The sequence below is a fragment of the Vibrio rhodolitus genome (genome assembly GCF_003350325.1).
In the GTDB taxonomy this organism is placed as follows: Bacteria; Pseudomonadota; Gammaproteobacteria; order Enterobacterales; family Vibrionaceae; genus Vibrio; species Vibrio rhodolitus.
Genome location: NZ_QLYZ01000012.1, coordinates 13,547 through 27,030, shown reverse-complemented (window position 1 = coordinate 27,030; position 13,484 = coordinate 13,547). Strand labels below are relative to the sequence as shown.

13 protein-coding genes are annotated in these 13,484 nt (G+C 46.1%); 1 reads left to right on the top strand and 12 read right to left on the bottom strand.

All coding sequences use genetic code 11. The features are described from left to right. Nucleotides 1–55: 55 nt before the first annotated feature. The 12 genes from lipA to leuS all read right to left on the bottom strand — a co-directional run bounded on the left by lipA (nt 56) and on the right by leuS (nt 12,727). Nucleotides 56–1,021, bottom strand: coding sequence for a lipoyl synthase (gene lipA, locus DPF93_RS12310; RefSeq protein ID WP_114766455.1), 966 nt, complete (start codon nt 1,019–1,021; stop codon nt 56–58). 4 nt (nt 1,022–1,025) lie between these two features. Continuing rightward, nucleotides 1,026–1,682 carry a lipoyl(octanoyl) transferase LipB gene (lipB, locus tag DPF93_RS12305; protein WP_114766454.1) on the bottom strand — a complete coding sequence of 219 codons (657 nt, stop codon included), beginning with the start codon at nt 1,680–1,682 and terminating at the stop codon, nt 1,026–1,028. Between the two features lie 178 nt (nt 1,683–1,860). Further along, nucleotides 1,861–2,139, bottom strand: a complete 279-nt coding sequence (ybeD, locus tag DPF93_RS12300; protein WP_075651088.1) for a DUF493 family protein YbeD — start codon at nt 2,137–2,139, stop codon at nt 1,861–1,863. A 143-nt stretch (nt 2,140–2,282) separates the two neighbouring features. Continuing rightward, on the bottom strand, nt 2,283–3,461 hold the full coding sequence (locus DPF93_RS12295; protein ID WP_114766453.1) for a serine hydrolase: 1,179 nt from the start codon (nt 3,459–3,461) through the stop codon (nt 2,283–2,285). Nucleotides 3,462–3,549: 88 nt separating this feature from the next. Further along, entirely contained in the window at nt 3,550–4,407 is an 858-nt protein-coding gene (locus DPF93_RS12290) for a septal ring lytic transglycosylase RlpA family protein (protein WP_114766452.1), read from the bottom strand. Next, entirely contained in the window at nt 4,407–5,528 is a 1,122-nt protein-coding gene (gene rodA / locus DPF93_RS12285) for a rod shape-determining protein RodA (protein ID WP_114766451.1), read from the bottom strand. The genes DPF93_RS12290 and rodA overlap by 1 nt, the downstream gene beginning before the upstream one ends. Then, nucleotides 5,528–7,420 carry a penicillin-binding protein 2 gene (gene mrdA, locus DPF93_RS12280; RefSeq protein WP_114766450.1) on the bottom strand — a complete coding sequence of 631 codons (1,893 nt, stop codon included), beginning with the start codon at nt 7,418–7,420 and terminating at the stop codon, nt 5,528–5,530. The genes rodA and mrdA overlap by 1 nt, the downstream gene beginning before the upstream one ends. A gap of 6 nt (nt 7,421–7,426) precedes the next feature. Beyond that, a complete protein-coding gene (gene rlmH, locus DPF93_RS12275) occupies nt 7,427–7,897 on the bottom strand; it encodes a 23S rRNA (pseudouridine(1915)-N(3))-methyltransferase RlmH (protein ID WP_005447517.1) in 471 nt (156 codons plus the stop codon). Nucleotides 7,898–7,901: 4 nt separating this feature from the next. Beyond that, nucleotides 7,902–8,219, bottom strand: coding sequence for a ribosome silencing factor (gene rsfS / locus DPF93_RS12270; RefSeq protein ID WP_114766449.1), 318 nt, complete (start codon nt 8,217–8,219; stop codon nt 7,902–7,904). Between the two features lie 76 nt (nt 8,220–8,295). Beyond that, on the bottom strand, nt 8,296–9,309 hold the full coding sequence (holA, locus tag DPF93_RS12265; protein WP_114766448.1) for a DNA polymerase III subunit delta: 1,014 nt from the start codon (nt 9,307–9,309) through the stop codon (nt 8,296–8,298). Nucleotides 9,310–9,318: 9 nt separating this feature from the next. After that, nucleotides 9,319–9,966 (bottom strand): LPS-assembly lipoprotein LptE, encoded by a 648-nt coding sequence (locus DPF93_RS12260; protein WP_114766447.1) that lies wholly within the window; start codon nt 9,964–9,966, stop codon nt 9,319–9,321. Between the two features lie 187 nt (nt 9,967–10,153). Beyond that, nucleotides 10,154–12,727, bottom strand: a complete 2,574-nt coding sequence (gene leuS, locus DPF93_RS12255; protein ID WP_114766446.1) for a leucine--tRNA ligase — start codon at nt 12,725–12,727, stop codon at nt 10,154–10,156. A gap of 242 nt (nt 12,728–12,969) precedes the next feature. On the opposite strand from leuS, the gene DPF93_RS12250 reads away from it, so the two are divergent. Continuing rightward, nucleotides 12,970–13,440, top strand: a complete 471-nt coding sequence (locus tag DPF93_RS12250; RefSeq protein WP_114766445.1) for a zinc ribbon-containing protein — start codon at nt 12,970–12,972, stop codon at nt 13,438–13,440. Nucleotides 13,441–13,484 lie beyond the last annotated feature (44 nt).

Below are 13,484 nucleotides of genomic sequence, written 5' to 3'. Positions count from 1 at the left end.
AGAAAAAGACCAGCAAGATGTGCTGGTCTTAGATAAAAGCGTTGGTGCTAATGGCTTATTTCACTTCAATACCTTGCGCTTGCATATCGGCATGGTAAGAAGAGCGTACGAATGGACCACAAGCAGCGTGAGTAAAGCCGAGTTCTAGAGCAATCTCTTTTAGCTCATCAAACTCTGATGGCGGCACATAACGCTCAACTGGCAGGTGATGACGGCTAGGCGCAAGATATTGACCAAGGGTTAGCATAGTCACGCCGTGGGCACGTAGGTCTTTTAGCACTTCGATGATCTCTTCTTTGGTTTCACCAAGACCCATCATCAAACCTGATTTGGTTGGGATATCAGGATGTTGCTCTTTGAATTTTTTCAGTAGCTCTAGTGACCATTTGTAGTTCGCACCTGGGCGAGCTTTACGATACAAGCGTGGCGCGGTTTCAAGGTTGTGGTTAAATACATCTGGCGGGTTATCTTTCATCAGATCCAGTGCCACATCCATACGACCACGGAAGTCAGGCACAAGCGTTTCAATCTTAATGTTCGGGCTAAGAGCACGGATTTCACGGTTACAATCAGCAAAGTGCTGAGCGCCGCCGTCACGTAGGTCATCACGGTCAACAGAGGTGATCACCACATACTTTAGCTTCATATCTTTGATGGTTTGAGCCAGTTTTTGTGGCTCGTCAGCTTCCGGTGTCAGTGGTCGACCGTGGGCAACGTCACAGAATGGGCAACGACGAGTACAAATTGCGCCAAGGATCATAAAGGTCGCTGTACCGTGGTTAAAACACTCGGCTAAGTTCGGGCATGAGGCTTCCTCACAAACTGAGTGCAGGTTGTTTTTACGCATTGCAGATTTGATATCTTGAATACGTTGGCTATCTGCAGGCAGCTTGATCTTCATCCAGTCAGGCTTGCGCAGTACTTCTTTCTGCTCAACTGGCATGTTCTTAACAGGAATCAGTGCCATCTTGTCAGCATCACGGTATTTGATGCCTTTTTCCATTTGGATTGGTTTACTCATGCTTCTATTTCTTATCGTTTGGGACTTCTGTGCTGACTTCAATCTGTTGGTAATCCAACAAAGTCACGAGTTCTTTCAATAATTGCTCTGCCACATTATCGACACAGTCTGGACCGCCAAGTTGGCTAACTTGCACCATTTCCATGCCCGCATAACCACATGGGTTGATACGCAAAAAGGGTGTTAAGTCCATATTCACGTTGAGCGCCAGTCCGTGGAATGAACAGCCTTTGCGAATACGCAAACCAAGCGAGCAGATTTTTTTATTGTCTACATACACTCCGGGCGCATCAGGTCGGGCAGCTGAGTCGATATTGTAAGCTTTCAGTGTATTGATCACGAGGTTCTCAATGTGTGTAACGAGATCTCGCACACCAAAGTTTTTCCTACGTAGATTGATCAGGAAATAGACCACTAGTTGACCAGGACCATGATAGGTTACCTGACCACCACGATCACTTTGTACTACCGGAATGTCACCGGTGTTCAGTAAGTGCTCTGTTTTGCCTGCTTGACCTTGGGTAAATACAGGGTTGTGTTCGACAAACCAAACCTCATCCAGAGTCTCGTCTGTGCGGGTGTTGGTAAAATCATGCATTGCGTGCCAAATTGGCTCGTAATCCTGTTTTCCAAGATGCTTCACAACCAGAGTTTGGTGCATTCCTGAGTCCATCATTTATCAATAAAGAGCGTCGATTATAAACCGCTTTGTCACTTTGAACTATATGTTGATAACACATTCTTAACCCTAGTGAATGTGATGGTTATTTATCTGATTGATAAATAACAAAAAAGCAGCCGAGGCTGCTTTCAAAAATAATTTATTTTTTCAAATAAAGTTATAGAACCATGCGTACGATGTCGATTTCGCCCAGCTCTTTGTAAAGCGTTTCAACCTGTTCGATTGAAGTTGCTTTAATAGTAACAGATACCGCGTGGTAGTTACCTTTTGAGCTTGGTTTCACCGTTGGACTGTAGTCACCTGGAGCATGGCGTTGAATCACTTCCAGAACCTTTTCTGGTAGTTCAGGCTTAGCGTAGCCCATCACCTTGTAGGTAAACTTACAAGGGAACTCTAGCAGGTCTTTCAGTTTTGCGTCTGAGTTGATAGTCAACATGTAAAAAACTCCAAGTTGGAATATTGATCTGAGCAGCGCGGAATCTTACTGCCAATCAGGTTTAATCTCAAGATTAGCGATTATACGTTAATCAAACAAAAGCCGCCCAAAGGCGGCTTTGCAAATTCATTTAGCGGTTGGGATCAGAATAGGCTCTTAACCAGCATCACGATGTAATCCCAAAGGCGGCTAAATAGGCTACCCTCTTGAACATCTTCTAGAGCTAGAAGAGGGTATTCCGCAATATCTTCACCATCTAGTTGGTAGTATAGCTTACCAACTACGTCACCTTTACTAATTGGGGCTTCAAGTTCTTTTTCAAGTACGAAACTCGCTTTTAGGTTTTTCGCCTGACCACGAGGTAGCGTTACGTAGGTGTCTTGGTCTAAACCAAGTGCAACCATATCTTTGTCGCCCATCCATACTTTTTCTTCAACGAAAGTTTCACCCGCTTTGTGTGGTGCCACAGTTTCAAAGAAGCGGAAGCCGTAGCTTAGTAGCTTTTTGCTTTCTGATTTACGAGCATTGGCGTTTTTAGTCCCCATTACTACCGCAACTAGGCGCATTTTGCCTTCTGTTGCTGAGCTAACTAGGCTGTAGCCTGCGTTGCTTGTGTGACCGGTTTTGATACCGTCCACATTCATGCTTTTGTCCCACAGTAGACCGTTACGGTTGTACTGTGTGATGCCGTTAAAGGTAAATTTCTTCTCAGAGTAAATACGATACTCTTCTGGAACATCACGAATTAATGCACTACCTAGCAACGCCATATCGTAAGGCGTTGAATAAAGCGCATCGTTATCTAGACCATGTACGTTGGCAAAGTGTGAATCTTTCATGCCAAGCGAGTTAGCCCAAGCATTCATCAGATCAACGAAGGCATCTTCAGAGCCGGCGATATGCTCAGCCATTGCTACACACGCATCGTTACCTGATTGGATAATGATGCCACGGTTAAGATCTTTTACTTTTACCGTTGTGCCCACTTCGATGAACATTTTTGATGAGTCTGGGAAGTTTTTCGCCCAAGCATTTTTGCTGATAGTAACATCATCATTTTCGTTGATGTTGCCGCGCGCAAGTTCTTGACCGATAACGTAGCTGGTCATCATTTTGGTCAGGCTAGCTGGCGACAGCTTAGTGTGCATTTCTTTTTCAGCAAGCACTTTACCTGAATGGTAATCCATCAACACGTAGCCTTTTGCTGCGATTTGTGGTGGATCCGGCACAACTACTGGAGATGCAATCACTTGCGATGCGAAAGTGGTTGAAAGCGCAATAGAAGACGCAAAAACGGTTTTAAGTAACGTTGTTTTTTTCATATTGACTACAGGTTTATCTTGAACTGTCCATATCTTAACAGAAACCCTGCTGCAAACTAGTCAGCGAGGGCTCTGAATGCATGGGAATCTAATTTTTTCTGACGAAGGCGCTCGAATAGCCCAATAGTTTAACTTGCTCTAACGTTTTTTGCGTCAGGGCATAGTCATCAAATGGGCCTAAGATCACACGATGAATCTCATTTTCTGAGTTTACAAAGCTCGCCACTGAGAGCTTTTGACCAAGATCTTGCGCTAAAGTTTCCACGCGATCTTTATGTTGTGAGGAGGCAACTTGAATTTGGAACTTAGGTAAGGCTTGTTGCTTAGTCTCTGCCGTTGGTTTTTCTGGCATGAGAACTTCGATTTCCACATTCGCCGTACCTGTCTTGATCACATCCAATTTGGTTGCAGCCGCGTAACTCAAATCAATAATACGACCAGGATGGAAAGGTCCACGGTCATTGACGCGTACAACGGTGCTTTTACCATTATCGGTATTGGTGACTTTGACATAGCTTGGTAGAGGCAGCTCTTTGTGCGCGGCAGACATCGAATACATGTCGTACACTTCACCATTTGATGTCAGGTGACCATGGAATTTTTTACCATACCAAGACGCTTGTCCCTTTTGTCTAAAACCGTTGGCATCTTTAATCACATGGTAGCGTTGGCCTCGCACGGTGTAATCTCGGTTACCGCCTAAGCTGTATGGTTCGTATTGAGGGGTGATTTCCTCAATATGTTCCACAGACATCGGCTGTTCAGGAGCGACGTCATGTTTCAGATCGTAGCGCTCTTCTTGATAGCGGTCTGATTTAGACAGGGTAGGTGTCGTTGGTGTTGTTTCTTTTGCAGTTTCAGTTTCGTTTTCTTTAGGCGCAGAAGAACAACCAACAATCACACTGCTAATCAGTGCAAGTGCTGCTAATTTTTGTAATTTATTCATTAATTTGCCTTCGAAAACGCTTTTCTATGAGTATGAATAGACATCAAAATACCAAAGCCGGCCATTAAGGTAACCATGGAGGTACCGCCGTAACTAATTAAAGGTAACGGAACACCCACAACAGGGAGAATACCACTTACCATACCAATGTTTACAAACACGTAAACAAAAAAGCTTAACACGATACTGCCCGCAATCATGCGTCCAAATGCCGTCTGTGCTCTGCTTGCGAGAACAAGCCCGCGCCCAATAATAAACAAATACAGACAAAGTAAAATCAATATTCCAATTAATCCCCACTCTTCGGCGATAACGGCGAAGATAAAGTCAGTGTGACGCTCTGGGAGAAACTCTAATTGCGATTGTGTACCTTGTAGCCAGCCTTTGCCGGCAACGCCGCCTGACCCGATGGCGATTTTACTTTGGATAATATGATAACCGGCGCCGAGTGGATCTGATTCAGGGTTGAATAAGGTGCGTACACGTACCTTTTGATACTCGCGCATCAAGAAAAACCATAGCACGGGCAAAAATGCGCCAAGGCCAACTACCGCAGCGAAGATGATTTTCCAACTGATGCCAGCAAGAAAGATAACGAAAATCCCTGATGCCGCAATCAAGATAGATGTGCCAAGATCAGGTTGCTTAGCGATTAAAATTGTTGGTACAAACACCATCACCAAGGACATCACAATCGTTTGAAAGGATGGTGGAAGCGAGCGACGGCCAATATATCTTGCGATCATTAGAGGAACGGCGAGCTTTAACAGCTCTGATGGCTGAAAGCGCACAAAACCAAGGTTTAACCAGCGCTGTGCCCCTTTGGATGCCTCACCGAAAAACAGTACCCCAAGCAGCAGAAGTACGCCAACAAAGAACATCAGCGGCGCAAGTGTCTCATAGGTACGCGGTGGAATTTGAGCAAGGAGAATCATCACGCCCAGAGAGAGCCCCATACGCATCGCTTGGCGATCCATCATGGCAAAGCTCTGGCCGCTTGCGCTGTACATCACCACTAAGCCAAACCCCATTAAAACTAGGATTCCTAGCAGTAGGGGTAAGTCGATATGGAAACGTTCAAACAGCGATCGGTTCTGGCCAGTAGCTTGGGCAAAGTCCATTACTCTTCCTTGTTTTTAACTATATTTTTCTCTAGTAATACGTGGTCAAACACTCTGCGTGCAACAGGGGCACCATTACTTGAACCGCCACCAGCGTTTTCAAGTACCACTGTCACCACTAATTGTGGATCATCAAGTGGCGCAAAACCGGTGTACAAAGCGTGGTCACGCAAGTGCTCTGCGATTTCATCAGCGTTGTATTCTTCATCTTCACCAAGACCGAAAACCTGCGCTGTTCCTGATTTACCTGCCGTAACATATTTTGCATCGGCAAAAGCGCGTCGGGCAGTCCCTTTTCGACCGTGGTTTACAAGGCGCATCCCTTCAATTGCGATATCCCAATAGCGCTCTTTTACGTTATCGATTGGTGGATAAGTGACGATTTCTGCCATCGAATTGGTATTAAACTCGGCGCCATTTTCAATCGTAGCACGCAGCAGGTGCGGCGCGATGACCTTACCATGATTTACCACCACAGAAGTCGCTTTGGCAATCTGCATTGGGGTTGCGGTCCAGTAACCTTGCCCAATCCCGACAGGAATCGTATCACCTTGATACCATGGCGTGCGGTGACGCGCCATTTTCCAATCACGGGTTGGCATATTGGCTTTGCTCTCTTCGTGGATATCGATACCGGTGTAATCACCAAAACCAAACATCATCATCCACTGCGAGATACGGTCGATACCCATATCGTAAGCGACTTGGTAGTAGAAGGTATCGACAGATTCTTCAATTGACTTAATCACGTCAACTTTGCCGTGTCCCCAACGTAACCAGTCTCGGAATGGTTTGGTTTTTGAGTTTGGTATCTTCCAGTAGCCAGGGTCATTACGCGTCGTGTTCGGCGTGATAACTCCTTCGGTAAGAGCGGCAACTGCTATCATCGGCTTGATGGTTGATGCTGGAGGATAGATCCCCAGCGTCGCTCGGTTCACCAGCGGACGGTTTTTATCATTGAGTAGCGCGCGATATGCTTTGCCTGAAATGCCATGTACAAAGGCATTTGGGTCATAGCTCGGGCTAGAGACCATCGCCAGCACGCCGTTGTCGTGCGGGTCGAGTACCACTGCACTGCCACGGCGTCCGGCAAGCAAATTATGAATATATGTCTGTAGATCAATATCAAGGTTGAGGACGATGTCTTTACCAGGAACTGGTGGCACATATTTCAACACACGGATAATGCGTCCACGGCTATTCACTTCAACTTCTTGATAGCCAGCGGTACCGTGCAAAAGATCTTCATAGTAGCGCTCAATACCAAGTTTACCGATATCGCGTGTGGCTTGATAGTTGGCATCTTTTTCTTCACGGATCAGGCGCTGCATGTCGCGATCGTTGATACGTGATACATAGCCGATAACGTGGGTTAGCACCTCACCATAAGGGTAATAGCGCTTAAGGTTGGCATTAACCGTTACCCCAGGGAATTTATGCTGGTTAACGGAAAACTTGGCAACTTGCTCTTCGCTAAGTTGGGTTAAAATAGGTACAGATTTAAAGCGTCGAGTTTGGCGGCGCTCTTTTTGGAAGCGCTCCACTTGCTCTGAGGTGATGGTGATGATTTGCTGCAGACGAGCAATCGTATCATCCATGTCCTTGATTTTCTCTGGGGTGATTTCAAGGCTAAACACCGGACGGTTTTCTGCCAACAGCACGCCATTGCGGTCGTAGATTAGACCGCGATTGGGTGCGATTGGCACAATTTTGATTCGGTTATCGTTAGAGCGAGTTTTATAGTCTTGGTACTGATTGACTTGAATGTTGTACAAGTTGGCGATCAGTAGACCCATCATCACGACAATACCAAGAAAAGCAACGATTGCGCGACTGGCGAACAAACGCGATTCTTCTTGATAGTCTCTGATTTTGGTGCGCTTCCGTAACATTGACGCTTATTCTCGATGATATGGGTGATTAGCAGTAATGCTCCAAGCACGATAAAGGCTTTCCGCCATCACAATACGTACTAGGGGATGAGGTAACGTCAGGGCTGATAATGACCAGCTTTGGTCAGCAGCAGCTTTGCACGCCGGCGCTAAGCCCTCAGGACCACCGATAAGGATTGATACGTCACGACCATCTAACTTCCAGGCTTCTAGCTGCTCGGCAAGTTGCGGTGTGTCCCATTTTTTTCCGGGAATATCGAGCGTAACAATTCTTGCGCCTTTAGGCACGGCTGCTAACATAGCTTCGCCTTCTTTTTGCAGAATTCTTGCAATGTCGGCATTCTTACCGCGTTTGCCAGCTGGAATTTCAACCAGCTCTAATGGCATATCATGCGGGAAGCGGCGGCGATATTCCTGAAAGCCTTCTTCCACCCATTTTGGCATTTTGGTGCCAACGGCGATCAACTGTATCTTCATCGCTTTAGCCCCACAGCTTCTCAAGCTGGTACATTTCGCGCTGCTCTTCTTGCATCACATGCACGATAGTGTCGCCCATATCCACTACAACCCATTCACCATCGTCTTCACCTGATACTGCGAGCGGTTCAAGACCTGCCAGTTTGGCTTCGCGAGCAAGATGATCAGCAATAGAAGCAACATGACGCTTTGAAGTACCGGTGCACACGATCATGAAATCTGTAATGCTAGATTTGCCTTGCACATCGATAGTTTGGATATCTTGTGCTTTCATATCGTCGACTTTGTCTACTAAAAATGCGTTGAGTTGTTGGTGTAGCAAATTGGTATCCTCAATGACACATAGAGCGTGCCGCAGTTGTTGGAATTAAATTGGGTGGCGGATTATAACACGCTTTTTATAGCTTCACTTGTGGCAAGCAAAGCTCAACACTTAGTTGGTGTAATAGTGGCCAACTCGATTGTTCGTATTGCGTTTTACTTAAGATTTCAGCTTGAGCTAAAAGTTGCATCAAAGTTTGCAGGCGCGCGCAATCTAAGCGTTGCAGTGCAGCAGCATAGAGTGGTCGCTTGTTTTGCCAAATACGATAGCTATCGAAGACTTGCGCAATAGAGCTGCTACTGGCTTGTCGCTGCATTTGCCAAAGTTGCATCAATTCTTTTTGCAAGGTGCGCACGAGAATGACGATCTCAACCCCTTCAGCTTCAAGTTGGCGGATGATGCGTTGGGCGCGGTTACCTTTGCCAGCGAGTAACGCATCAATCCAATGAAACGCAGTAAAGTGGTTATGGCGGCTGAGAGATTCCTCTAAGCGCACTAACGTCAGTTGCCCATCAGGATAGAGAAGAACGAGTTTTTCAAGGCTCTGGCTTAGGGCAAACAAGTTGCCTTCGTGCCATTGTGCCAGCATCTGCACGGCTTCGGCATCCGGCTTTAAGCCGAGTGCGCGGCAACGGGCTTGGACAAACTGAGGGAGACGCTGCAGATCTGGTGATAGGCAGTTGACCCAGCAGCCTTGGCTGCTGAGCGTTTTAAACCACTTAGCACTCTCTTGTGCTTTGGTCAGCTTAGTACCAACCACAACCAATAGAATATCTGGATGAAGCATCTCAGCCACATTGAGTAGCTCTTTGGCAATGGCTGCGTTAGCACCAGCCTCTGGCAACTCAAGTTCGATCAGTTGGCGTGATGAGAAAAGGCTTAGTGCTTGGCAGCAGTCATAGACTAAGTTCCAGTCAAAACTGTTATCAATGGCAAAGCGATGTTTTTCATCAAAACCTTGTTGCTTGGCGCTCTGTTGAATGGCTTGACGTGATTCTTGTAGAAGCAGCGGCTCGTTGCCAAACAACAGATAAATAGGGTGGAGCTGTTTGCTCAGTTGATCCGCTAAGCGGTCAGCAAAAATACGCATTACTATCTCTTATTGCTCAAGCAGTGGTTGCTCTATATCAAGAGAGTTGGTGTTATTTTCGATGGTTTGGATCTGGTATTGCTCTTGTTCTTGAGCGCGCTCTAGCGCTTTTTGCTCATCAAGCTCTTGACCGGTCATCATTGTGCCAGCTTCGATATCCGCTTTAAGGCGCGCCATCTGACGAACAATTTGCGTTGCAGCAAGGCTGCGCATTTCGTCTTCAATCATGTCGCGTTCGACCGATTTTGCCAAAGCAGTCAGTGGGTTGTCTAAGTAGCTACGCGTTACACTGGTAGAGAACTCACGTGATCCTAAGTCAGGGATAGTCACTCGGTATGAAGCGCGGAAAGTAAGTTCTTTTTCTGCTGCACGGGTATTTTGATACAACGACAGAGTTCGCTCACCAACACTTTCGCCGAGCAAATGTAGGTTAGGTACAGAGGCAGATGGCGGCACAACTTTTACTTCGTTCATGCGCAACTGCGCACGCATCATGCGCGTAAAGGTGCTGTATTGGTCGTAGCTTGTCAGTGACATGGTATCGAGTTCTTCCGGAATGGAATAGTCACCTCGTAAATGAAATCCACAAGCAGTCAAAAGACTGGCTGCAAGTACAACACTAGTCAACTTAATAGAGGATAGGGAAAATAGACGCATTGACGTACGGCTCTCTGTTATTGGTTATTTATCTAAAGCCACTCATTACTGCTTTGCAATAAATAGCTTGAGATAAATAAACAGGGTAGAAGTGCTACCCTGTTTATTATTCTATCGCGCCAAGCTAAAGGCTGGTTAAACAGTATCTTATGTTTAGCGCTTGCTCACTAAAATAGAGTGAGCAGGATTAGTTTGCTACGATGTTTAGTAGCTTACCTGGTACGTAGATCACTTTACGAATCGTTAGACCGTCAGTGAACTTAGTAACGTTTTCGTCATTCAGACCAAGCTCTTCAACTTGTTCTTTCGTTGCGTCAGCCGCTACCGTTAGTTTTGCACGTAGCTTGCCGTTAACTTGAACCACGATAGTTTTTTCATCTTCAACTAGCGCTTTCTCATCAAACGTTGGCCATACTGCATTGTCGATGTCTGCTTCACCTAGCGCAGCCCATAGTTCGTATGAGATATGCGGAGTGATTGGGTACAGCATTGCAACAACTGCTTTTAGCGCTTCATCAAGGATTGCACGATCTTGTACAGATTCTTGTGGTGCTTTCGCTAGCTTGTTCATCAGTTCCATGATCGCTGCAATTGCAGTATTGAACGTTTGACGACGAGCAATATCATCACTCACTTTTGCAATTGTTTTGTGAACGTCACGACGAAGAGCTTTTTGCTCACCAGAAAGTGCCGCTGCATCTACTGCTTCTGCTGCGCCTTTCGATGTGTGCTCTTTCACTAGTTTCCACACACGTTTTAGGAAGCGGTTAGCGCCTTCAACGCCAGACTCTTGCCATTCAAGTGTCATGTCAGCCGGTGATGCGAACATCATAAATAGACGTACTGTGTCTGCACCGTACTTGTCTACCATCTCTTGAGGGTCGATACCGTTGTTTTTCGACTTAGACATTTTGATCATGCCTGAGTGTTCAACGTTGCGACCTTCGCTATCAACGGCAGAAGTAATGCGACCTTTACCGTCACGCTCTACTTTCACGTCTGTTGGAGCAACCCACTCTTTGCCACCTTTTTCGGTTTCAAAGTAGAACGCATCTGCTAGAACCATACCTTGACATAGTAGTTGCTTGAATGGTTCGTCAGACGTTACGTAACCCGCGTCACGTAGCAGTTTGTGGAAGAAGCGCGAGTACAATAGGTGCATACAAGCGTGCTCGATACCACCGATGTACTGGTCTACTGGTAGCCAGTAGTTTGCTTTTTCTGGATCTAGGATGTCATCAGCTTGTGGGCTGCAGTAACGTGCGTAGTACCAAGAAGATTCCATAAAGGTATCGAAGGTATCCGTTTCACGCAGCGCAGGCTCGCCGTTGAAAGTGGTTTTCGCCCACTCTTTGTCAGCTTTAATTGGGCTAGTAACACCATCCATTACCACGTCTTCTGGCAGAATAACTGGTAGTTGATCTGCTGGTACTGGGTGAACTTGACCGTCTTCAGTGGTTACCATTGGGATTGGTGCGCCCCAGTAACGTTGACGAGATACACCCCAGTCACGTAGACGGAAGTTAACCGTCTTAGTGCCTTTGCCTTCTGCTTCTAGCTTCGCTGCGATAGCATCGAATGCTGCTTGGAATTCTAGACCGTCGAACTCACCTGAATCGAACAATACACCTTTCTCTGTGTATGCTACTTCAGAGATGTCTAGCTCGCTGCCGTCAACTGGCTTGATCACTGGCACGATGTCTAGACCGTACTTAGTTGCGAACTCGTAGTCACGTTGGTCGTGTGCAGGAACGGCCATTACTGCGCCTGTGCCGTAATCCATTAGCACGAAGTTAGCTACATACACAGGTACTTCACGACCGTTCAATGGGTGAACAGCAGTAAGGCCCGTTGCCATACCTTTCTTCTCCATTGTCGCAAGCTCTGCTTCAGCAACTTTAGTGTTCTTACATTCGTCGATGAACTTCGCAAGCTCAGGGTTGTTCTCAGCTGCTAGCGTTGCAAGAGGGTGACCTGCTGCAATACCTACGTAAGTCACACCCATTAGCGTGTCAGGACGAGTTGTGTACACTTCTAGGTCTTGTTGACCTTTTACTGCAAACTTAAGTTCAACGCCTTCAGAACGACCAATCCAGTTACGCTGCATGGTCTTAACCATTTCAGGCCAGCCTTCTAGCTTGTCTAGATCGTCAAGTAGCTCTTGAGCGTATTCAGTGATCTTGATAAACCACTGTGGAATTTCTTTTTGCTCAACTGGTGTGTCACAGCGCCAGCAGCAGCCGTCTTCAACCTGCTCGTTAGCAAGAACTGTTTGGTCATTTGGACACCAGTTCACTGAAGATGTCTTCTTGTACACTAGGCCTTTTTGGTAAAGCTTAGTGAAGAACTCTTGTTCCCAACGGTAGTACTCAGGCGTACATGTTGCGAATTCACGATTCCAGTCGTAGCCAAAACCTAGCAATTTAAGCTGGTTTTTCATGTATTCGATGTTTTCGTATGTCCAAGGCGCTGGTGCTGTGTTGTTTTTAACAGCTGCGTTTTCTGCTGGAAGACCGAATGCATCCCAACCGATAGGTTGCATTACGTTTTTGCCTTGTAGACGTTGGAAACGAGATACCACATCACCGATGGTGTAGTTACGCACGTGACCCATGTGCAGTCGACCACTTGGGTACGGGAACATTGATAGACAGTAGAATTTTTCTTTATTTGGGTCTTCACTTACAACAAAGGTCTTGTTGTCGTCCCAGTGCTGTTGAACCTTCTGTTCAATATCTTGCGGGTTATATTGCTCTTGCATCGATGGTATCCGGTTATCTTGGAAAGTGTGAGTTCAGTTAGAACAGACAATAATAGATCGTCATAGAATACATAAAGGAGCAAGGTTCAACAATAGCCAACACTCTTCATCCTTGAGTTTGCGGCAATGTTGGCGGCTTTATCTCTCTTCCAGAGTCATTGAGAGTGAGTGTTTAGGGCTTTTTACAGTTGATAAGACTGAATTTAAGTCCTTCGGTGAGTGAAAATCGCAAGGGGGTGGCTATGCCTAAACAGAAAGCAGGTTATGAAGATATGTTTGATGATGTTGTTGAAGCGCTCAAACATAGTCCGGATGAGGTTAACCATGTGCTAGAAACCTCAGGTAAATATGTTGATGCGGCCAATGACATGACCAAAGATGAGCTGGCTTTGATCTCAGCTTACGTTAAATCAGACTTAAAAGAATTTGCCAATAACTACGAAGAGTCAAAAAAAGGTCCCTTCTACCTCATGGTGGCAGATTCCATTTGGCAAGGTTTACTCGATATTACTGACAGAACCAAAGTTGAATGGGTAGAGCTATTTGCTGATTTAGAGCATCAAGGCTTATATGAAGCTGGCGAGGTGATTGGCTTAGGCACTTTGGTGTGTGATGAATGTGGGCACCAAACTCAATACAACCATCCAACAGTGATTATCCCGTGTACGCAATGTGGGCACAAAGCGTTTTCTCGTCGAGCTCTGAAACCTTAACAACCAACAGATGTACAAAAGGGCTCACTCGAGCCCTTTATTCG